The organism is Wansuia hejianensis (assembly GCF_014337215.1).
GTDB lineage: Bacteria > Bacillota > Clostridia > Lachnospirales > Lachnospiraceae > Scatomonas > Scatomonas hejianensis.
The window spans coordinates 960,187-980,554 of the sequence record NZ_CP060635.1 but is presented as its reverse complement, the minus strand read 5'-3'; the positions used below and the strand labels follow the sequence as shown (position 1 = coordinate 980,554).

Annotated in this window: 21 protein-coding genes; 2 read left to right on the top strand and 19 right to left on the bottom strand. The window is 50.4% G+C overall.

The window, feature by feature from the left end; all coding sequences use genetic code 11:
• Positions 1 to 439: 439 nt before the first annotated feature.
• From H9Q79_RS04475 to H9Q79_RS04440, 8 genes are all read right to left on the bottom strand, one after another.
• A complete protein-coding gene (locus H9Q79_RS04475; protein ID WP_249329278.1) occupies positions 440 to 787 on the bottom strand; it encodes a BofC C-terminal domain-containing protein in 348 nt (115 codons plus the stop codon).
• 48 nt (positions 788 to 835) lie between these two features.
• The gene (locus tag H9Q79_RS04470) at positions 836 to 1,969 is read right to left on the bottom strand and encodes a DUF3048 domain-containing protein (protein WP_118642808.1); all 1,134 of its coding nucleotides are present in this window, start codon (positions 1,967 to 1,969) and stop codon (positions 836 to 838) included.
• Positions 1,970 to 2,183: 214 nt separating this feature from the next.
• Entirely contained in the window at positions 2,184 to 2,681 is a 498-nt protein-coding gene (ybeY, locus tag H9Q79_RS04465; RefSeq protein WP_249329277.1) for an rRNA maturation RNase YbeY, read from the bottom strand.
• A gap of 6 nt (positions 2,682 to 2,687) precedes the next feature.
• Positions 2,688 to 3,695, bottom strand: a complete 1,008-nt coding sequence (locus H9Q79_RS04460) for a PhoH family protein (RefSeq protein ID WP_249329276.1) — start codon at positions 3,693 to 3,695, stop codon at positions 2,688 to 2,690.
• Between the two features lies 1 nt (position 3,696).
• Positions 3,697 to 4,929, bottom strand: coding sequence for a sporulation protein YqfD (locus tag H9Q79_RS04455; RefSeq protein WP_118642804.1), 1,233 nt, complete (start codon positions 4,927 to 4,929; stop codon positions 3,697 to 3,699).
• 18 nt (positions 4,930 to 4,947) lie between these two features.
• Complete coding sequence (locus H9Q79_RS04450) at positions 4,948 to 5,223, bottom strand: YabP/YqfC family sporulation protein (RefSeq protein WP_147371404.1); 276 nt, start codon at positions 5,221 to 5,223, stop codon at positions 4,948 to 4,950.
• A 51-nt stretch (positions 5,224 to 5,274) separates the two neighbouring features.
• Positions 5,275 to 5,814 carry a DUF2284 domain-containing protein gene (locus tag H9Q79_RS04445; protein WP_249329275.1) on the bottom strand — a complete coding sequence of 180 codons (540 nt, stop codon included), beginning with the start codon at positions 5,812 to 5,814 and terminating at the stop codon, positions 5,275 to 5,277.
• Between the two features lie 108 nt (positions 5,815 to 5,922).
• On the bottom strand, positions 5,923 to 6,984 hold the full coding sequence (locus H9Q79_RS04440; protein WP_249329274.1) for an endonuclease/exonuclease/phosphatase family protein: 1,062 nt from the start codon (positions 6,982 to 6,984) through the stop codon (positions 5,923 to 5,925).
• A 192-nt stretch (positions 6,985 to 7,176) separates the two neighbouring features.
• On the opposite strand from H9Q79_RS04440, the gene H9Q79_RS04435 reads away from it, so the two are divergent.
• On the top strand, positions 7,177 to 7,413 hold the full coding sequence (locus H9Q79_RS04435; protein WP_330596922.1) for a PDC sensor domain-containing protein: 237 nt from the start codon (positions 7,177 to 7,179) through the stop codon (positions 7,411 to 7,413).
• Here the strand turns inward: H9Q79_RS04435 and rlmH are convergent.
• A complete protein-coding gene (rlmH, locus tag H9Q79_RS04430; RefSeq protein ID WP_249329272.1) occupies positions 7,385 to 7,864 on the bottom strand; it encodes a 23S rRNA (pseudouridine(1915)-N(3))-methyltransferase RlmH in 480 nt (159 codons plus the stop codon). The genes H9Q79_RS04435 and rlmH overlap by 29 nt on opposite strands.
• A 272-nt stretch (positions 7,865 to 8,136) precedes the next feature.
• On the opposite strand from rlmH, the gene H9Q79_RS04425 reads away from it, so the two are divergent.
• On the top strand, positions 8,137 to 8,673 hold the full coding sequence (locus tag H9Q79_RS04425) for an FKBP-type peptidyl-prolyl cis-trans isomerase (protein ID WP_249329271.1): 537 nt from the start codon (positions 8,137 to 8,139) through the stop codon (positions 8,671 to 8,673).
• 75 nt (positions 8,674 to 8,748) lie between these two features.
• Here the strand turns inward: H9Q79_RS04425 and gltA are convergent, their stop codons facing one another.
• The 10 genes from gltA to H9Q79_RS04375 form a co-directional block, all read right to left on the bottom strand.
• The gene (gene gltA / locus H9Q79_RS04420) at positions 8,749 to 10,143 is read right to left on the bottom strand and encodes an NADPH-dependent glutamate synthase (RefSeq protein WP_118642800.1); all 1,395 of its coding nucleotides are present in this window, start codon (positions 10,141 to 10,143) and stop codon (positions 8,749 to 8,751) included.
• Positions 10,143 to 11,027, bottom strand: coding sequence for a sulfide/dihydroorotate dehydrogenase-like FAD/NAD-binding protein (locus H9Q79_RS04415; RefSeq protein WP_118642798.1), 885 nt, complete (start codon positions 11,025 to 11,027; stop codon positions 10,143 to 10,145). The genes gltA and H9Q79_RS04415 overlap by 1 nt, the downstream gene beginning before the upstream one ends.
• Positions 11,028 to 11,125: 98 nt before the next feature.
• Complete coding sequence (locus tag H9Q79_RS04410) at positions 11,126 to 12,478, bottom strand: chitobiase/beta-hexosaminidase C-terminal domain-containing protein (RefSeq protein ID WP_249329270.1); 1,353 nt, start codon at positions 12,476 to 12,478, stop codon at positions 11,126 to 11,128.
• Between the two features lie 2 nt (positions 12,479 to 12,480).
• A complete protein-coding gene (locus H9Q79_RS04405; protein ID WP_249329269.1) occupies positions 12,481 to 15,027 on the bottom strand; it encodes a DNA translocase FtsK in 2,547 nt (848 codons plus the stop codon).
• Between the two features lie 40 nt (positions 15,028 to 15,067).
• Positions 15,068 to 15,937 (bottom strand): undecaprenyl-diphosphate phosphatase, encoded by an 870-nt coding sequence (locus tag H9Q79_RS04400; protein WP_249329268.1) that lies wholly within the window; start codon positions 15,935 to 15,937, stop codon positions 15,068 to 15,070.
• 188 nt (positions 15,938 to 16,125) lie between these two features.
• Positions 16,126 to 16,773: a ClpP family protease gene (locus H9Q79_RS04395; RefSeq protein ID WP_118642788.1), complete on the bottom strand. Its 648-nt coding sequence runs from the start codon at positions 16,771 to 16,773 to the stop codon at positions 16,126 to 16,128.
• Positions 16,774 to 16,847: 74 nt separating this feature from the next.
• Positions 16,848 to 17,576, bottom strand: a complete 729-nt coding sequence (locus H9Q79_RS04390; protein ID WP_118642786.1) for a YebC/PmpR family DNA-binding transcriptional regulator — start codon at positions 17,574 to 17,576, stop codon at positions 16,848 to 16,850.
• Between the two features lie 100 nt (positions 17,577 to 17,676).
• Complete coding sequence (locus tag H9Q79_RS04385; RefSeq protein ID WP_118642784.1) at positions 17,677 to 18,024, bottom strand: type II toxin-antitoxin system PemK/MazF family toxin; 348 nt, start codon at positions 18,022 to 18,024, stop codon at positions 17,677 to 17,679.
• A gap of 128 nt (positions 18,025 to 18,152) precedes the next feature.
• Positions 18,153 to 19,634, bottom strand: a complete 1,482-nt coding sequence (locus tag H9Q79_RS04380) for an NAD(P)H-hydrate dehydratase (RefSeq protein WP_249329267.1) — start codon at positions 19,632 to 19,634, stop codon at positions 18,153 to 18,155.
• A gap of 69 nt (positions 19,635 to 19,703) precedes the next feature.
• Positions 19,704 to 20,360 carry a redox-sensing transcriptional repressor Rex gene (locus tag H9Q79_RS04375; RefSeq protein WP_118642780.1) on the bottom strand — a complete coding sequence of 219 codons (657 nt, stop codon included), beginning with the start codon at positions 20,358 to 20,360 and terminating at the stop codon, positions 19,704 to 19,706.
• Positions 20,361 to 20,368: the final 8 nt, after the last annotated feature.

Below are 20,368 nucleotides of genomic sequence, written 5' to 3'. Positions count from 1 at the left end.
ATTATAATATTTATTAGAATATTTTTATATTCAAGCAAATAAAACAAGGACATTTATGAAAATACATCGCCAATATTGTTCTTATCTTTCGCAAGTTTAACATCCGGAAATAATTTATTAAATTTTAGTACGCCCATTGACAAATAAAATTAAGAATACTTCTTACATAGCAGATGTTATAAAGAAGGAATCGCCAGAACCGACATTTGCCGGAACTGGCGATTCCTAATCAAGGACTTATTTTACAGCTCCTTCCCTTGAAGAAGATACAAGAAATTGTAATGGAATGTACCGGCAAATGGCAAGAAAATAGTACGCTATACACTTGGCATCTGGGCTTTCATACAGCTCTTATCATTCAACAATACAAATACAAGTTGCTGCAATCAGCAAACGGTTTTGAATTTCGCTGTCTTACTGTATATAGCCCTTAGGCTCACTAGCTGCTGAAATTTTCCAGGAAGCTGTACAGCTCTCTGTTGTTTTTTACACGCTTTCCGGCCTTTAGTTCCTCCTGGAGATCCTCCGGAAGGCTGTCGACGGCGATGCCGGTTTTCTCATAGACTGTTTGGCCGTCTTCTTCATAGACTACTACCAGCCCGTCCTCTTCCTTCAGAAAATATGCCTTTTCCTCGCTTGCGTCCACCGGGACAGTCAATACCTTGGATTCATTCTGGATTTCACTGTTCTCAGCGTTTTTCTTCTGGTTCTCCGACAGGGCGAATCCTCCGGCAGCGATTGCCAGAACCGCGCAGATAATGCCGATACCACAGGCTGTTCTTTTCATAGAACTCACTCCTTTTTTGTATAGTATCGGCATTTTTTATTATTTCATTCATTCGATATGGGTCTGGTCCGCATATGTGTCCAGCACAATGCATATCCAGGTTTTTCCTTCGTTTAGCGTGATTTCATTGCCCTCCTGGTCGTAGTAATACGTCGGCCCCCAGGGTTCCGTCTTCTTCCAGGTGATATCGACAGCTTTCCCGCCGGTGATATATTTTCCTGTACCGGGGTCGTCGGTGTGTATATTCAGATATCCCCCTGATTCATAGTATTCCCAGGCTGAATTCTGTATCAGAATATTCGTGACGGCTAGCTGTTCGCCGCTTTCTTCGTCAATCTGTGGCTCCCCGAACTGGTATCTGAGATATTTTCCGCTGTCCGGATCGTATACGAAGCTGGGGCTGTTGTAATCATAGCCGCCCGGGAGCACCAGTGATGCGTTCGTCCCGTTTTCCAGGCTGACCGGTTCTTCTGCTTCTGCGAACTGGAAGTATCCCTGATAATCTTCCGGATATTCTTCCGAATAACCGCAGATATCAATTCCTTCCGCAATTCCTGCGCCGCTCGTATAGGCGTTATGGGGCGGATTCCTGTCGTCTGTCCGGTAAAACACCTGTTCTCCGTAGCCTGCCAGACCGCTGATATTATTAACCTCCGGCAGCTCAAGGTATGGCACCGCATAGGCTGATTGACCGTAGTGCACATAGATCGCTTCAAATCCCGCCGCGTAAAAAATAAAATAATTCCTGCAGCTTCGGACAGATCCGATCCGTTCCAGATTGTCGTAGTCCTCGAAAATAGCCATCATCCTGGAAATGCCGCCTTCTACCGGCGCTTCATAGATGACTCCCGCGTGACTGATCCCCCACTGGGGCAGACACGCCTGGATGTTATTGATCATCACTGCAGCGGGCCTTCTGCGTCCGATCTCTTCAGCGACAGGTTCGCCTGTCAGGTAACTTCTGACCATTCCCTCCGGGAGGGTATCTGGTTCTTCTGTAGGACTAGGAGCAGCTGTAACGTCAGGGGTGGCCGTCTGCCGGGGCGGCTGAGTAGTTTCGGCTGCCGCTCCCTGAGTAGGGGCGGACGGCAGAGCCGTGGATTCTTCTTTTGTGCTGCAGCCTGATGCGATCAGTGTGATCAGCAGAGCTGCTGCTGCGAGTCTCATATGCTTCAAATCCATTCCTCCTGATTTTGCTGTATAATTCCAGTCTCAAAGCAGAGACAGATGGGCTGCTTGCAGACCAGTCCGGCTCTGCTTTAGAGACGACAACAGGTATGAAGAAGAAGGCCGACAGGCCGGATTCTGAATACCTGTAGAATTGCGAGAGCACGCAGTGCGAAGCAATTCGTGGGCTTATACATGTGGTGATGCCCGCCTCAGCGGGCATGGGGATTTACCGGGTAATACCTAAAGCTGTCAGAGCAGCCTCCTGCTTCTCTTCCATGACGGCAACCTCCTGGGGAACCATGTGGTCATAGCCCAGAAGATGCAGCATGCTGTGGGCAATTAAAAACGCGTATTCGCGTTTCAGCGCATGTCCGTATGCTTCCGCCTGTTCTTTTGCTTTTTCCACTGAGATCACGATATCTCCCAGCATCAGCTCGCCTGTCTCCGGATGAAAACAATCGGCCGTCTCTTCTTCCAGAAAGCGGTAATCCGCGGGAGCTGGGAAGGCTGCCATCGGAAAAGACAGGACATCTGTCTCTCTGTCAATCTGCCGGAACTCTCTGTTCAGCCTCCGGATCTCCTGGCTGCCAGTCAGAGTTACGGATACCTCCGCCTCATAAGGGCATTGTTCCATATCCAGCACCTGTTCAATGACCTGGCGTGCCACCGCCTCATAATCAAAATCAAAGCTCAGCCCCTGTTCATTCTCTATCTGAATTGTCATGAAATCTTACCTGCTCTTTCTCCTCTTCTGTATCCTGTCCTGGGCGGGCGCCGCCTTTTTCTCAAAGGCCTCGTAGGCCTGTACAATTTTCTGGACCAGAGGATGGCGGACCACATCCTTGCTGGTCAGCTCGCAGAAGGAAATCCCTTCCACCCTTCTCAGCACCTGCATGGCAACATCCAGGCCGGATTTGGCGCCGGAAGGCAAGTCCTTCTGGGAGGCGTCTCCGGTCACTATGACCTTTGATCCAAAGCCGATCCTGGTTAAAAACATCTTCATCTGAGCCGGTGTCGTGTTCTGCGCCTCGTCCAGGATAATATAGGCATTGTCCAGGGTTCTCCCTCTCATATAGGCAAGTGGGGCTACTTCTATCAGTCCCTTTTCCATATTCTTCTGGAAGCTGTCGGCTCCCATGATCTGATAGAGCGCATCATACAGCGGACGGAGGTAGGGGTCAACCTTGCTCTGCAGGTCGCCGGGCAGAAAACCCAGCTTTTCTCCTGCCTCTATCGCCGGACGGGTGAGGATAATCCTGCTCACCTCGTCGTTCCGGAAGGCCGTGATCGCCATAGCCATGGCGAGATAGGTCTTACCCGTTCCTGCCGGACCGACCCCGAATACGATCATGTGCTCACGTATGGCGTCCACATAACGCTTCTGCCCCAACGTCTTCGGCTTGACCGGGCGGCCCGCAATCGTGTGGCAGATACAGTCACCGTCCAGCTCCACAAGGGAGCTCTCCCGGGAATCCATTGCCAGGGCGATCAGGTAATTCACATTCTGCTCCGTGATATCATTGCCTCTCCTGGAAAGCTCCAGCAGCTGCTCAAGACAGTTCCTGGCGCACTTCACATTACTTTCCGGTCCGACGATCCGGAGGGTGCCGTCTCTTGAAACCAGCGTAACATTTAAAGAACGCTCTAACTTCTTTATATGCTCGTCAAATTGTCCATATACATTTTTTTCATGTTCAGCCGGTAATTCCAGCTTTTCTTCTATGATGCCAGCGGCCATATCAGCTTTCTTCCTTTCCGGGCGGAATTAATTCTTCAATCGTGCAGGGCGTTTTGTCCACTGCCTGTTTCCGCACGCTCAGAGTTCCTTTGGTGATACATTTGGAACCGGACAATTCTATTGTAACATTATTTTCCGATATTTCCACCCCTGATTTTTCCAGCTGGCCGCAGAATTGTTCCAGCCGCTGCTGGGCCAGCGCCCTCGCTTCCTCCTCTGTATAAGTGGCCTGTGTCTCAGAATAAGGCAGGACCTCCACCGTACCATACAGGATGGGGAGCACGAAATTTTCCGTCAGATAGACTTCATGTTCCTTCACCAGATAATCACAGGAGCCATCCTCCATACTGCCGCCCAGATTCAGCCGGTAGTTAAACAGCTGAAGGAAGGGTGCAGTCCTTGTCTTTTCCTCGTAGGTCCTCACCGTATGCTTCAGGGAGAACTCATCATAATAATATTGGCTACTTTCAATGATTATATCCGCGTCGCTGCGGACATATTCATTCCGGATGGTCTCCCCGCTGTCATCATTCACCGGAATTTTCCCGCTGACGAGAATATCCCCCTTTTTACAGCTGTCACCCGTCCGGACCTGGGGAACCCCTGTCCGGGTAAAAATAGACACTATGACGCCGTCCTCAGCGGCCACCAGGTCGCAGGGAGACTGGTCCTCTGCCGGGCTTTCGTCGGCGCGGTAGCCGTCCACATTTTCTTTCAGTTCCAGGATCAGCCGCGTGCCTTCCATCTTTGCGGAAACCCAGGTTACATTCGAAAACTCTTCCCGTATGGCGGCCGCTATCTCCGCACAGTCAACCCGGCTTTTGGGAATGCCGTGACGGATCCCCCTTGTCTCCAGAAATTCCAGGATGGAATAAGTGCTGTTTGCATAATTTCCGTCCACATGAATATTCCATATGAAACAGGAAAGCAGATACAATAGTCCCACAAACAGCAGGACCCCAAGAAAAAATGCCTTTCTCTTCCGGCTCTTTTGAAAAAAGAAAGGCATCCCCCGTTTTTGTAAAATTCTGATTCTGGACCGGGTTTTCCTGCAGAGGGGCTGGAGCCTGAAATAATCGCCGACAGACATTTTCATCTGGTATCCCTCGTCCCGGTGCAGAAGCTCCCAAATGACAATTCCATTTGCTGAACAGAGATTCAGAAAGCGCTCGGGCTCCTTTCCAATCAGCAAAAGGGTGACATACCCTCTGAGAAACCGCATCCATCGATTCATCCAGCCGCCTCCACCTCTTTACAGAATAGCTATCTCTTGTATCTGCCCGGTGATATACATGTCATCACTGGTGTAGCTTATGATAGCCAGGCGCTTTCCACGAACGGAAACCTTGCCGTTCTTTGTCAGAACCCGGATCTCGTCTTCCTGATACTCCAGGATATGACGGTAATTCTCAATATATATTTCGTTGCCGCCGCAAAGGGTCAGAATGCAGTCCCGCCTTGCGAGATCCGGCGGAATCTGCATCGCTTCCAACACGCGTGCGCCGGGATTTCGCCTCTTTTTTTTCACAGGATACTCCAGCGCTTTATTAATTAATCTATGTTCCGCCCCAGGCAATTATTATGTATTTTTAAAGAAAATCATGGAATACCAGAGCAGCAGGCGCTCTCCCATATAATAATCCATATTGCATCTCTCCACCAGGTTGGCAACTACGATCCCATGGCTCTCGATGCAGGGATGCATCTGCTCCGGATGCCGGCAGTGCTCCTTGGGGAAACCGCATTTACTGCAGATAGAGCAGGAATCACTGGATAGCGTATAGACCAGCAGCCCCTGGCCCCGCAGGTAATCCTCGATGATTTTAGTCATCTTCTCGTGCTCTTTTTTCGTCTTGAGATTTTCCTCCATATCTGTAAAATCTTTTACCTCAGTCACCGATGAAAAGAACAGGACGTCCTCATATTCATAACAGCGCTCCCTGCACCTCTCCACTTTCCCCACCGCCGGCGGGCATGACCAGGAATTCCCGTATCTGGGGCATTCCTTCTTGCAGATTGCCCGCACCCGTTCGTTAAAATCGATATCCTCCGGCTTTACAAAAGCATATTGATAAATAGGAAACTGCGTGATAAATGCTTCAATCTCTTCTTTTGTCACAATCTTTTCCTCCTGTTGGCTCTTTTCGTGTACAGCTATCATCATACCAGCTTTCAGGCGCCTTTTCAATGGCAGTATCTGCATGCGTTCCCCTAACACAGGAAGCCATCACTTCAGTTTAACCTTCAGGAGGGCAGGCTGATGATCTGTATATTGAAAATCCGTATCTATGTTTTCTATCCGCGAAACCTCAAGGTTGTCGGAGACAATAAAGCCATCCAGCACGTACACCTGTGAGTCCTGATAATTTCCGCTGTACGGGGCGTTTAACAGCCTGCAGGTTGGCACGTTGTCTGACACGGCGAATGTAAATCCTGCTGGCAGATCCGCCTGGCCGATCACACCGGGCACCCAGTCCTCCTGATTGTGGATCGGGTAACCGTCAATCATTTCGAAGGTCTGGTTAAAATCACCTCCTGCGATCACGTAATTGCCCTTGTCATACTCTTCCTTCAGCTTCTCCGCCAGTATCCTGCTCTGCGCTTCCTTACCCTCTCCGCTGTCATAAGCCTCCAGATGGAAATTTATCAGTACCAGCTCCCGGTCTGTTCCTTCGACAGGTATCCGCGCCTCAAGCATACAGCGCTTCAGATTACAGGTCTTCACCGGCCAGCTGAAGGATTCCGGCAGCGAAATACGGGAAGCCTCTGATACACCATAATCCGTGAAAGTCACCAGGCCGCTGTTGACTTTTCCGATCGGCGGCAGCGGATACGGTACAAAATCACATTTATAATTACAGCCAAACATGCCCGTAAGACCCAGCGTTTCTTCGTAATATGCCTGCTCGTCGATATGATAGGAACGGCTGGAATTCCGGTCGACTTCCTGCAAAAAACAGACGTCTGCATCGTGAAGCTCCAGAATCGCTGAAATCCCCCTCAGATTTTCTTCCACCAGCTCCCGGCTCTCTGGCTTCACCTTTGATCCGCCGTCCATAAAGAAATCCTCATTCCTGCTCAGTCCCGCATATCCTGTATTAAATGTTAATACTGTCAAAGCTTCCCCTTCCGCCAGCGTCCTGGCACCTGATCCAGGGTTTACTTTTTCCACAGCTTCCGGCCTGTATTCTCTCACCGTCAGATAGACGATGCCCCCGGCCAGCAGGAGTAAAATCACACCTATCACGATGGCTGTAATTTTAAGAATTCTTTTTACTTTTCCGCTCATATGTTCCCCCTTTTTATTTGTGTCTGATTTTTTCGTTAATTATAGCAGTTTGTTAAAACTATTGCACCATTTTCTCTTTTAGTTTAAAATGTCTTTATCCCTCCGTATATGAGCTACACCAACCACTATATCCTTTCTACAGTGTCACAGCTTCAGCCCGATGGGAAAACTGTGTTTGCCTATGATATTAAAATGGGAGATATACAGGACCTGACTACCTCCCTCATGGAGTACGATCAGGAGCAGATGATCATATTCGACAGCAAGGGGACAATCATCGGAAGTACCAACGAAAAATATCTGGGCGAAAGTCTCACTGACACGGCAGAAGATGCTGAAAGAAAGCTGGAGGAAGCCAAAAAAACACACAACGGGAAATATGTCAGCGTATCTGCTGCATTTACTTGTGATACGGTTCCCCCGCCATAATACGATACCCTCTGTAGATCTGTTCCAGCAAGATAATTCTCATCAACTGATGAGGAAACGTCATCTTTGAAAAGCTGACGGAAAAATCCGATCTCTTTAACACGTTAAGCCCTAACCCCAGCGAGCCGCCGATCAGAAAGATAATGTGGCTTGTCCCCTGTATTCCCAGCTCTTCGATTTTTCTGGAAAACTCAAGTGAATCCAGCATTTTCCCGCCTATTTCCAGAGAGATCACATATGCGTCGTCCCTTATGTGCTTTAACAGCCGTTCCCCTTCCTTTTGGCGGATCTGTTCTTCTGCCTGCCCGCTGCCGCCGACTGGCGTCTTTTCATCGGCAACTTCCAGAATCTCCAGCTTGCAATATCGAGAAAGGCGTTTGGTAAATTCGCCGATAGCCTGAACATAAAATTTTTCTTTAACTTTTCCTACTGTCAACAGGGTAATCTTCATCTCATTACCTTTCATATTCCAAAATATACGGTATCTCATGCCCCTGACGGGGCGGGGGGAACAGCTCACGCTGTTCCACAAAGTATGTTCTAGTTTTATTATAGCTGATCTTTTAATAAGTGACAATCAGAAAAAGCTGTCTGAAAAACACAGAATGGCCACATTTTGCCTATATAATTTTTATAGTTCCGCCTATACGCCCTGTATCCCGGCCAGCGGGAATGCCGGCCGTACCAGGCTCATATTACATTGACAAGGAGAGGATTTACCACATGAAAAAAGAAAACCGTAAACTGGCTCAGCAGCGGAGGGCGGAAGCCCGAAGAAGGGAGGCTTCCCGCAGGAGAATCAAGAAAGTGCTCATGGCTGCAATTCCTGTTGCTGCCATCATTGCAATTGTGTTGGCTGCCGCGCAGTTCTTTTCCGGCGCTTCCGGCACCTCAGACAGTTCATCCACAGCGGGTTCTGCCAGCAGCTCCGGAACAGGGACAGATAGCGGCACTTCCGCTTTCTCATCGGATGAATCTCTGACAGTGGCAGACGGTGATACGGTCAACATCGACTATGTCGGAACTGTTGATGGAGTTGAATTTGAAGGAGGCAATACAAAAGGCCGGGGGACAGACCTGACGATAGGCTCAGGCCGGTACATCGATGATTTTGAGGAGCAGCTCATCGGCCATCATCCGGGGGAGACTGTAGAAGTGAACGTGACGTTTCCGGAGAATTACGGCAAAGAGGAGCTGAATGGAAAAGATGCGGTGTTCACAGTTACGATCAATGGAATCTATACCGGGACAGGCTCCTGATACCGGCAGCAGAACAGGCAGGCAGCGTGTGATACCGCTGTCTGCCTGCTTTATGCCTTTTTTTCTCAGGGCACTTTACTGGTATTTTTTAGTTATAAATTCATGAATCCCCTTAGCTGCCGCTTTTCCGGCGCCCATAGCCAGTATTACGGTAGCGGCTCCTGTTACGGCGTCGCCGCCGGCAAACACGCCTTCCTTGGAGGTCTGTCCGTTATCCTCATCTGCGATGATACATTTCCGTTTATTCGTATCCAGACCGATGGTGGTGGAGGAAATTAACGGGTTCGGTGAGGTTCCGAGGGACATGATGACAGTATCCACTTCTAGCTCAAATTCCGAATCGGGTATAGCAATCGGGCGCCTCCTGCCGGAAGCATCCGGCTCGCCTAATTCCATACGGATGCAACGGATTCCCCTTACCCAGCCATTGTCATCGACCAGGATCTCTGTGGGATTGGTCAGGAGATTAAAGATAATCCCCTCTTCCTTGGCATGATGTACCTCTTCCTTACGCGCAGGCAGTTCTTCTTCACTCCGGCGGTAAATAATGTAAACCTCAGCTCCCAGGCGAAGGGCTGTTCTTGCAGCGTCCATCGCCACATTCCCGCCGCCTACGACGGCCACTTTCTTCCCGTGAGCGATCGGCGTCTGGTAATCTTCCCTGAAAGCCTTCATGAGGTTGTTACGGGTCAAATACTCATTGGCTGAAAACACACCGTTGGCATTCTCACCGGGAATTCCCATGAACATGGGAAGGCCTGCTCCTGAACCGATGAATACTGCCTCGAATCCTTCTTCCTGGAGAAGTTCATCCACCGTAACTGATTTTCCTATAATCACATTTGTCTCGATTTTGACACCCAGAGATTTAACATTCTCGATTTCAGCAGCTACCACCGCATCTTTCGGGAGACGGAATTCCGGAATTCCGTAGCTGAGAACGCCGCCCGCTTTATGCAGAGCTTCAAATATCGTTACGTCGTAGCCCATTCTGGCCAGGTCTCCCGCACAGGTCAGTCCCGCCGGTCCTGAACCGATAACTGCCACTTTATGGCCGTTCTTCTGCGCTGCAGGCGTGGGCTTAATTCCATTTTCACGGGCCCAGTCCGCAACAAACCGCTCCAGCTTTCCAATGGAAACGGGCTCTCCCTTAATGCCGCGGATACATTTCCCCTCACACTGGCTCTCCTGAGGACATACCCGGCCGCAGATCGCCGGAAGCGCGCTGGATTCACTGATGATCTGATAAGCCCCCTCAATATTGCCCTCTTTTACCTGGGCGATAAAATCCGGTATGTTAATTCCTACCGGACATCCGCCGATACATTTCGCGTTCTTGCAGTGAATACAGCGGGCAGCCTCTTCTATGGCCTCGTCCTGGTTATATCCATAGCATACTTCGTCAAAATTAGTTGCCCTGACCTTTGGGTCCTGTTCTCTCACAGGTACCTTCTTTAATACATCCGCCATTATTTGTCACCTCCGCATATTCCGCAGCCGCCGTGGTGGGTATCGCCCTCTTTTGCCTTCAGGACCGCACGGCCCTCCTCGGTCTTATACATCTGCTGCCGTTTCATGGCCTGGTCGAAATCGACCAGATGGCCGTCGAATTCAGGACCGTCCACGCAGGCGAATTTCACTTCCCCGCCTACAGTCAGACGGCAGGCGCCGCACATTCCAGTGCCGTCTACCATGATCGGGTTCATGCTGACAATTGTGTGTATACCCAGTTCCTTAGTCAGCAAACATACAAATTTCATCATGATCATTGGGCCGATGGCGACGCAGACGTCATACTGTTTGCCCTCTTCCACCAAATCCTTAATTGTCTGAGTGACCATTCCTTTTCTCTTGTAAGAGCCGTCATCCGTTGTTACATACAGATTACAGACTTCTTCAAATTCTTTTTCCAGAATTACCAGGTCCTTTGTTTTGGCTCCGATGATCGCATCGGCAGTGACGCCGTGCTCATGCAGCCATTTCACCTGGGGATACACGGGAGCTGTTCCCACTCCGCCGGCCACGAAAAGTATTCTTTTCTTTTTCAGCTCTTCCAGATCTTCAGTGACGAATTCGGAAGGCTGTCCCAGAGGACCCACAAAATCCTCAAAGGCATCTCCTGTCTGCAGCTGCGCCATCTCCGTTGTCGACTCGCCGATTGGCTGGAACACAATTGTAACGGTCCCCTTCTCACGGTCGTAATCACAGATCGTTAAAGGAATCCTCTCTCCCTTTTCATCCAGCTTGACAATGATAAACTGTCCCGGCTGGCAATGCTTCGCAACTCTTGGAGCATCCACTACCATCCGGTAGATATTGGCTGCAAGTTTGTCTGCTTTTAAAATTTTGTACATGGTTCCTCCTCCTTACAAATATTACCCATTATACTCAAAATATTTCTAAACAGCCTCAGCCGCCTGAGGCTGTAAAGATCGTAAAATCACCATTGCTCTCAAGAGGAGCCGTCGACTCCCTCATCATCAGGAGTCACCGAAGGGGTCGGGTTTACAGAAGGCGTAGGTGTCGGCGTATCAGTCGGCGGGGGCGTCGGCGTATCGGTCGGGTCCGGTGTGGGCGTATGCGTGGGATCCGGTGTGGGCGTCGTTACGTCCTCAGGCTTTTCCGTCTCAGATGAATGAGCCGGTTTCTTGGTAGGCGACGGCGTGATGGTCGCGGCTGCAACCTTTGTGTAGATATAGGTGGCTGAGGCCGCTATACTTTCTGTCCCGTCCTCGTTAACCAGGATTGCATAAAATATGTGTTCACCCTCCAGCATATCCACCGGTCCTGTATATGGAGTGCTGTCTTTGGTGGGCTTTTGGTCGAAGGCATAATATGCTTTGTAGCCAAATGGCACTGCAACCGTAATCTTGGTGGTTGTCCTGGATGTATAGCTTCCGTCTTTCGGTGAGATCTTCGGAGCTGAAGGCACCTTCAGGTTGATGGTATAGGCAGCTTCAGTCTCCTCACTCTCAACTCCCAGAGAATTTACCGCTATCGCCCTGACAATGGTCTTTCCCTCTTCCAGGCGGACCGGTGAAGAGTACTTTTTACTGGAAGTATCCGGTGCGGTTCCGTCTGTCGTATAATAAATCACTGCTCCTGAATCCGCTGTGATTTCCAGGCTCTTCAGATCATCATACCGGCCTTCCGGCAGACTGAATTGCGGCGCCTCACAGATATATTCTTTGTATTTCTCCCTGATATCTGCCGGACAGTTGTCCAGCAGCTCTTTGATCTTACCAGGCTCTTTCATCTCTTCGTATATTTTGATCAGCTGACCGTAGGCCGGGTCATAATCTGGCTGGTCCTCAATGATCTTGAGAAATTCTTCGGCTGCACGGCCGGAATCGCCGTTCTTATCATAAATCTGGGCCAGAAGCATCCGGGCGTCCAGGTTCTCGCTGTCCAGAGCCAGGGCCCTCGTCACATAGTCCAGAGCGCCTGTATAATCGCTGTTGCTGTAGGCTGTCTCTGCCTTTTTCAGCTGGTAATCAAAGGAGTTATAATTCTTCTGATCGTTCAGCGCTTTGACCGCAAAAAGGATGACAACGGCAGCAGCCAGCACCACAATGAGTATTAAAATAGACTTTCTTGTCTTACGCTTTTTGAGCATGGCTTCTTCTGACGCCAGCCGTTGGGCCTCTCTCCGCTTCTCCGCCTCCTCCTGCTGTCGCCTCTGCTGTTCCTGCAGGCGGCTTCCCATGGTCTCGTAGTCGGGAACTAACTGAACTTCCTGTCCGCATTCCGGGCAGAACAGCTCACCTTCCGGCAGCGGCGCGCCGCACTGTGAACATTTCTTCATAATTATATCTCCTCCAGATAATTCTCAAACTGTTCTATTGTCATCAGCACTTTCCGGGGCTTCGTACCTTCTTCCTCTCCCACGACACCCGCGTCACAGAGCTGATCCATAATCCTCGCAGCCCTGTTAAAACCGATTTTAAAGGCCCTCTGAAGCATGCCGATAGACGCTTTATCTTTATCAATAATCAGCTTCCCGGCATCCGCGAAATAGGCGTCCAGATCATCCGTTCCTGAAGCGGCCGCCGCGGCTGCGGATGAAGAGTTGTTAATCTTATCTTCCACCGCCTGGTCATAGGTATGTTCTCCTCCGTGTGCCGACAGGTATTCAACCACTTTCATAATCTCATCGTCAGATACATAGGCCCCCTGAACTCTTGCAGGCTTCTGATAGCCCTGGGGATAAAACAGCATGTCACCCTTTCCCAGCAGCTTTTCCGCTCCGTTCATATCCAGGATCGTCCGGGAATCTACTCCCGAAGCCACTGAAAGAGCTATCCTGGAAGGCATATTCGCTTTAATCAGTCCTGTGATGACGTTAACGGAGGGCCTCTGTGTGGCGATGATCAGGTGAATGCCGGCTGCCCTGGCCAACTGGGCCAGACGGCAGATGGCGTCCTCCACCTCGCCCGGAGCCACCATCATGAGATCTGCCAGCTCGTCCACCACGATCACGATCTGGGGCATTTTGGCCGGACGTTTGTCTTCTTCAATACCGTCCAGCTGTTCAATCCTGGCATTGTAGCCGGCCAGATCCCGGACGTTGAATTCTGCAAATTTATTATACCTGTCTGTCATCTCAGTCACAGCCCAGTTCAATGCCCCGGCAGCTTTTTTCGGATCAGTGACAACCGGTATATAGAGATGAGGGATACCGTTATATATGGAAAGTTCCACAACCTTCGGATCAATCATGATGAGTTTTACCTCATCCGGCGTAGCTTTATACAAAATACTGACAATCAGAGTATTGATGCAGACAGACTTTCCTGATCCGGTAGCCCCTGCGATCAGCAGATGGGGCATCTTGGCGATATCGGTAACTACCGGCTGTCCGGCGATATCCTTCCCGACGGCAAAGGCCAGCTTGGATCGGTGCTTCTGGAATGCCTGTGATTCCAACAGTTCCCTCAGCATGACTGAGCTGTTGGTCTTGTTGGGCACCTCGATCCCCACCGCGGCTTTTCCTGGAATAGGCGCTTCAATCCGGATATCCTCGGCAGCCAGATTCAGCTTAATATCGTCGGACAGGTTCACTATCCGACTGACCTTGACCCCCTGTTCCGGCTGCAGCTCATACCGTGTGACCGTAGGCCCGCAGCTGACATTGGTTACCGTCACGTTTACGCCAAAATTGTGAAGTGTCTGCTGCAGCTTCATCGCCGTCTCCTTCAGGTGGGCATTGGAATCTCCGCTGCTCTTTCCATTCCCTTTTTTCAGAAGTGAAAGGGATGGAAAACGATAGGCTGGTTTCGGCTTCACTGGCTGCTCCGATATTTCTTTTTTTATATCCTGAATGCCCGCGTCAATTTCTGCCTTGGTGGAACGGGGATTCCTTTTCTGATCCTTTTCATTCGGATTCGCGCCGCCCGCGTCCGGATTCATTTCATCCACTGCCGTATAGTCCGGCGGGCAGGCTTCATCCCTGCGGGTCTCCACAGGTTCATCCGTCAGCAGCCCGTCAGCCGGAAACGGTTCAGGCATCGTCTCCTCTGATCTCTGCACAGCCGCTTCCGTGTCTGGTTCATCGTTTCTCTGTATTATGAAATCAGGGATTGTTACCTGTTCAAAATTCTCTGACCTGGACAGCTCCTCCATTCGGGCGTCGGATCTGCGTTTCTTCTCCTGCTTCAATCGGCCTTCTGCAGGGGCTGTCTCCTTTTCACGGCTCTCTCTCCGCTTTCGGGATGCTTCCTGATGGCGTTCCCTGGCAGTGCGGTATGCTTTTGAGCCTTCTTCATGGAAAGCAGAAAGCAAAGGCTTCTGCGTCATAATGATCGCGAAGATAATCAGCGCAATGATGATGAGCACATAAGCGCCCACTGTCCCAAAGGCGGTGCCCAGAAGCTTGACCAGCGCGCCGCCTGTCAGTCCTCCGCCCAGCTTGTCATAGGCGCTGTCTGAAAAGAAGTCTGCCATTCTTGCCTCTTTCTCATATCCGATCATCAAAAGCTGCATGAATGCGCACGCGAATACAAACAGCCCGGACGCCCCGATGGCCTTGCGGACCGCTAACGGGTTATTCCTGTTGGAGATCAGGAACGCACAGCCGATGAAGAGAAAAACCGGAAACACATAGGCCAGCAGCCCGAACACTCCGAAGAAAAAGGAGCTGAACGCCCTGCCTACGACTCCGCCCAGCCCGAAATTGCTGAGCAGCAAAAGGATGGAAAATGCCAGAATCACTAACAGAAGTATTTCGATTTTCAGCCTGCCGTCTGTTGCTGACGCTGTCTTCTTCTTTGGCTGTCTTCCTGCGGAGGATGTCCTTTTTCCTGAAGCAGTGGATTTCTTCCCGCCGGAAGCTTTCTTTCTGTTTGCCTGCGCCATTACTCTCTCTCCTTTTTCAAAATCCCGGTTGGCTCCGGAATTATTTCAAATATCCGACCACGGATATAATTCCAATAATAATACAATAGGCGGCAAAGATCCGGTTTCTCTTCTTGGAGATCAGCCTTACAGCCAGCCGGATGATAAAAAACCCCACAACAGCAGATGCGGCCATGCCTGCCAGACACGGCCCGACGCCTAACGCCGCCGTGGAAGTATGTGTCCTGGTCCCTTCGAGGATAATCGCTCCCAAAATCGTCGGCACACATAATATAAAAGAATATTTCAATACAAATTTGCGGGAAAATCCGCTTAAATAGCTGGAAGAAACTGTCATCCCCAGTCTGGAAATCCCCGGAAAGCCGGAAAAGCCCTGGAAGGCTCCAACCAGGAAGGCGTCCACGTATTTCGCTTCTCTCGGTCCTTTATCAGACCCCAGCATAAAGGAAGACACCAGCAGCAACAGGGCCGTTATTAATAACCCCATGCCTGACGCCAGCAGATTACCTGTCACCGCTTCTGATACCGGGCAGATCAGATAGCCTATGATGCTGGTAGGAATCATGGACACCAGAAGCATCAGCGCAAATTTTCTGTAATTGCTGGAAACTATTTTCCTATAGCGTACATTCTCCGGATTTCTGTGACCGCCCAGCCACAGTTTCAGATTGCAGAAAAGATCCCCGATCATCCTGACCAGCTCTGATAGCAGGCGCAGGATATCACGGTAAAAAACGGCTATTACAGCCAGAAGTGTACCAATGTGAAGCATTACCACGAACATTAGGCTGGTACTGCTCTCTATCCCCATAAGATTACTGATCAGTGTCAGATGTCCGGAACTGCTGACCGGAAAAAATTCCGTTACCCCCTGCACAGCCCCTAAAAGCACAGCTTGTAGTATTGACATAGTCATTTATCCTTATCTATGTATATTGACGAAACAGCTCTGGCGTTCCCTGAACTGCTGCATATTGACAGAACAGCAGAGGCTCCCCTCCCCATTGCAGCTGTTCTGTATTGTTCTGTATGAATGTCCTATTTTTCGCGAGTATTATAACATAAAACCTTCCCAAATACAATGGGAAGGTTCTTTTTTCAGCTATTGGCAGGCTCTTCCATCAGTTCATGCAGCTTCTGAAGCGCCCGTGATATACCGCCCACCTCATCAATCAGGCCTTCTTTCACAGCCTCTTTTCCATCCAGCATGGTCCCGACGTCCTTAACCAGCATCTTCGTATCCAGCATCAGCTCCTCCAGGCGTTTCTGACTGATCCTGGAGTGGCCGGAAACGAATTCCGTGATTCTGTCCTGGGTTTTTTCCATATTCCGGTATGACTGGGCTACGCCTATGAACATCCCGTTCTGCCGCACCGGGTGGATTACCATGGTGGCGCTGGGTACAATAAACGAGTAGTCGGCGGAAACCGCCAGCGGAACGCCGATGGAATGTCCTCCTCCCATGACCAGAGATACTGTAGGCTTGCTCATGGATGCAATCATTTCCGCAATCGCAAGGCCTGCCTCCACATCCCCTCCTACGGTATTTAAAAGTATCAGAATACCTTTAATATTCTTGTTATCCTCCGCCTTGGCCAGATTCGGAAGGATATGCTCATATTTTGTGGCTTTCGCTCTCTCTGCCAGCGCTTCATGGCCCTCTACCTCACCAATGATCGACAGCAGGTAAATGTCATTCTGAATCGCGATTAAATTCTCGTTCTCTCTCTTTTCTTCTGACGGCATAATGCATCACACTCCTTTTTTCAGAAGTATCTGCATGTCCGGGCTGTTTTATGCACCGGCCGTCAGCCGGAGGCTTATTCGTCCAGGTTCGTATATACGTATTGCACGTCGTCATTTTCATCCAGAAGATCCAGCGTCCTCTGAAGGTTCTTCAGCGCTGTCTCATCCTCCAAAGCCACGTAAGTCTGGGGAATCATTGTCACATCAGCCTCAGCCATGGCAATTCCTTCTTTTTCCAGAGTCTCTCTCACTCTGGAAAAATCATCAGGATCGGTAATGATTTCGTAGCAGTCCTCTTCCTCCGAAAAGTCCTCCGCTCCGGCATCCAGCGCCATCATCATCAGATCATCCGCATCCATCTCACATTCTTCTTTGTCTATGATGATCTGGCCTTTTTTGTCAAACATGAAGGAAACGCAGCCTGGTGTACCGATGCTGCCCTGTCCCTTGGTGAAGGCACTTCGCACGTCTGCGGCTGTCCGGTTCTTGTTGTCCGTCAGGGTTTCAACAATGATCGCAATACCGTTGGGCCCGTAGCCTTCATATGTAATCCGCTCATAATTATCCGCACTGGCATCCCCTGCTGCCTTCTTGATTCCCCGGTCTATGGTATCATTAGGCATATTGTTGGCCTTCGCTTTCGCGATGACGTCTCTCAGCTTGCTGTTGTTAGCCGGGTCCGGTCCGCCTTCTTTAACCGCAATTACGATTTCACGTCCGATAATCGTAAAGATTTTACCCTTTTTGGCATCGTTTTTTTCTTTTTTATGCTTAATATTGGCAAATTTTGAGTGTCCTGACATACGTATTCTCTCCTTGTTCTTCTATAAAATCCCATAAGCGGCCGGGCAGATGGCCGCCTATCAAAATATATCACCGATTGGCTCTTTCGTCAAGAATGGCTTATGTAGGCAGTTCCAGACTGATTTTCAACGCCTCATTCACCTGTGCCAGGAGATCCGGCCGCAGATGGCAGATTTTATCTTTCAGCCGCCTCTTGTCGATTGTACGAAGCTGCTCCAGCAAAATAACCGAATCCCGCACAATATCGTAGGAGGAGGCATCTATCTCAATGTGCGTGGGCAGCTTCGCTTTATTCATTTTGGATGTGATTGCAGCACAGATTACCGTAGGGCTGTGCTTGTTGCCTATATCATTCTGGATAATCAGGACCGGCCTCACGCCGCCCTGCTCGCTGCCGACCACCGGCCTTAAATCCGCGTAAAATACATCTCCTCTTTTAATGATCAAATCCCTTCACACTCCGCTTCTAAAGAATTTAGCAGCCGTATCCCGGCGCTACCTTTAGTATTTCCAGATTTATCGAAGGTATTCAATCATCCATACCGGCTAAAGCCATGCATGTCCGTTTTTTTCTGTTACAGGTACTCCGGGATAGCCTCCAGCACATTCCGGGCGGTCATAGAGTTTTCAGAGTATTTTGAAGATGCGCTCTCCCCGCACAGCCCGTGTACATACGCTGCCAGAGCCGCGGGCGGAACCGGAAGCTGAGGATACTGCGCCGCCAGCCCCGCTGCAATCCCGGAGAGCACATCTCCGCTGCCGGCCGTAGCAAGACCGCTGTTGCCGCTCAGGTTCAGGTAACATCTGCCGTCAGGCAGCGCCGTCACACTGCGCGCATCCTTCAGTATACAGGTCACCTGATGAAGTGTGGCAAATCTGCGGGCAGTTTCTATCAGATCCTTTTTTACCACTTCTGGCGTTGTTCCCATAAGCCGGCACATTTCTCCCACATGAGGAGTTATGATGCAGGGAGCTTTCAGAGCATTCCACAGCTCTTTTTTCGATGCCAGCAGATTAAGCGCATCTGCATCTATAACACAGGGAAGTTCATTTCTGTCAAGGAAATAAGCCAAAAGTCTTCCGGCGAACTCAGAGGTTCCCAGCCCCGGTCCGATTACAACAGAGTCGGCCCATTCCAGGTCACGGTTAAATTCCTGGAGGTTCCAGGCCGATTCCCGGTAGGTGGATATCAGCGCTTCCGGCAGAAGCACTGACAGGGGAAGGCGGTTGGCCTCAGGCGTATAGATTTTTACCATTCCGATCCCGGTCATGAGCGCGGCACGGGCAGCCAGATATGCGGCTCCGCACATTCTGTCCGATCCGGCAATTACCAGCAGCTTACGGAATGTGCCCTTATTGCCGGACGGATCCCTGGCCGGAAGGCAGGAAAGATCCGATGGCTCCAGACAATACAGTCCCGGCCCGCCTTCTGGTCCGGATCCCACCGGGATGCCGATATCCCTGACAACCACCGTACCCGCACAGGCAGCTCCCGGGTAGAGATACAGACCTGTCTTGCCCCGTGCGAAAGTGACCGTCAGGTCCGCCCGTGCCGCCGTTCCCATGATTTCCCCCGTGTCCGTATGTATCCCGGACGGGATGTCCACGGAAACCACAGTCCCTCCTGAGCTGTTGATTCCGTCGATTATCTCCCGGTATGTCCCTGCAACCGGACGGCGCAGGCCGATGCCAAAGATTGCATCTATGATAACAGTATATTCAGAAGGCCTGAAACTATTAATGAAAGTTACAGGATAATTTTCCGCTATCCGGATCTGCTGTTTGAGCTGCTCACTGTATTTTTCCGGGTTCCCTGTCAGACAGACAGCTGGCCGCCAGCCCCGTTCACATAAAATACGGGCTGCGGCAACCCCGTCTCCGCCGTTATTACCCGTTCCGCAGACCACGCAGACACGGCTCAGATCCAGCCCCCTGCCAGTCATCTCTTCCACTACCGCCAGCGCGGCCCTCTCCATCAGGACCATCGATGGGAGACCCATCGCCATCGCTGACTGGTCCGCCTGCCGCATCTGTTCCGCACTGAGAATTCTTCTCATTCCGTATGATTCCTCCTTTCTCCTGTGCAAAATAAAGGCAGAAGCCCTTGGACGGCTCTGCCTCTGTTGTTATTTATTCGTCTTATGCTTTTCTTCATAGCTGGTCAGATTATAGGAAAGCCGCATCAGGCTCTCGGACAGATGTACGTTCTCCACGATGACGTCGCGGGGCAGGACCAGATTCAAATCCGTATGGGCGAAATTCCAGATCGCCCGTATCCCGTATTCTACCAGAAGCTGGGCCATCTCTTTGGCTCTGGACTTCGGAAGGGTCAACGTAGCGATCTCTACTTTATTTTCTTTGATAAATTCCGGGAGCTCGTCCACCATGCGGATGGGAATTCCTCTGACTGTCACACCCTGCAGGACCGGATTCACATCGAACAGCCCAACCGTCCTGAAGCCGCTCCGCTCGAAGGAGGCGTAATTCGCCAGCGCCTGTCCGAGATTTCCCGCTCCGATAATCACCATGTTGTGTATTCTGTTCAGGCCAAGGATCTTGCCGATTTCATCATGAAGGTACCGTACATTATATCCGTAGCCCTGTTGTCCGAATCCGCCGAAATTATTCAGATCCTGACGGATCTGTGACGCAGTAACTTTCATCCGTTCACTGAGTTCTCCGGACGAGATTCTCTCCACACCGGCTTCCAATAACTCCCCAAGGTATCTGTAATACCTCGGAAGCCGCTTGATAACGGCTTTTGAAATACCCTTTTCGCTCACTACTCCTA

Bases quoted from the DNA above. Each gene is read 5' to 3' on its own strand.
- H9Q79_RS04475 (WP_249329278.1), bottom strand. From the start codon at position 787: ATGAAAAGAACAGCCTGTGGTATCGGCATTATCTGCGCGGTTCTGGCA.
- H9Q79_RS04470 (WP_118642808.1), bottom strand. From the start codon at position 1,969: ATGGATTTGAAGCATATGAGACTCGCAGCAGCAGCTCTGCTGATCACA.
- ybeY (WP_249329277.1), bottom strand. From the start codon at position 2,681: ATGACAATTCAGATAGAGAATGAACAGGGGCTGAGCTTTGATTTTGAT.
- H9Q79_RS04460 (WP_249329276.1), bottom strand. From the start codon at position 3,695: ATGGCCGCTGGCATCATAGAAGAAAAGCTGGAATTACCGGCTGAACAT.
- H9Q79_RS04455 (WP_118642804.1), bottom strand. From the start codon at position 4,929: ATGAATCGATGGATGCGGTTTCTCAGAGGGTATGTCACCCTTTTGCTG.
- H9Q79_RS04440 (WP_249329274.1), bottom strand. From the start codon at position 6,984: ATGAGCGGAAAAGTAAAAAGAATTCTTAAAATTACAGCCATCGTGATA.
- H9Q79_RS04435 (WP_330596922.1), top strand. From the start codon at position 7,177: ATGGGAGATATACAGGACCTGACTACCTCCCTCATGGAGTACGATCAG.
- rlmH (WP_249329272.1), bottom strand. From the start codon at position 7,864: ATGAAGATTACCCTGTTGACAGTAGGAAAAGTTAAAGAAAAATTTTAT.
- H9Q79_RS04425 (WP_249329271.1), top strand. From the start codon at position 8,137: ATGAAAAAAGAAAACCGTAAACTGGCTCAGCAGCGGAGGGCGGAAGCC.
- gltA (WP_118642800.1), bottom strand. From the start codon at position 10,143: ATGGCGGATGTATTAAAGAAGGTACCTGTGAGAGAACAGGACCCAAAG.
- H9Q79_RS04415 (WP_118642798.1), bottom strand. From the start codon at position 11,027: ATGTACAAAATTTTAAAAGCAGACAAACTTGCAGCCAATATCTACCGG.
- H9Q79_RS04410 (WP_249329270.1), bottom strand. From the start codon at position 12,478: ATGAAGAAATGTTCACAGTGCGGCGCGCCGCTGCCGGAAGGTGAGCTG.
- H9Q79_RS04405 (WP_249329269.1), bottom strand. From the start codon at position 15,027: ATGGCGCAGGCAAACAGAAAGAAAGCTTCCGGCGGGAAGAAATCCACT.
- H9Q79_RS04400 (WP_249329268.1), bottom strand. From the start codon at position 15,937: ATGTCAATACTACAAGCTGTGCTTTTAGGGGCTGTGCAGGGGGTAACG.
- H9Q79_RS04395 (WP_118642788.1), bottom strand. From the start codon at position 16,773: ATGCCGTCAGAAGAAAAGAGAGAGAACGAGAATTTAATCGCGATTCAG.
- H9Q79_RS04390 (WP_118642786.1), bottom strand. From the start codon at position 17,576: ATGTCAGGACACTCAAAATTTGCCAATATTAAGCATAAAAAAGAAAAA.
- H9Q79_RS04380 (WP_249329267.1), bottom strand. From the start codon at position 19,634: ATGAGAAGAATTCTCAGTGCGGAACAGATGCGGCAGGCGGACCAGTCA.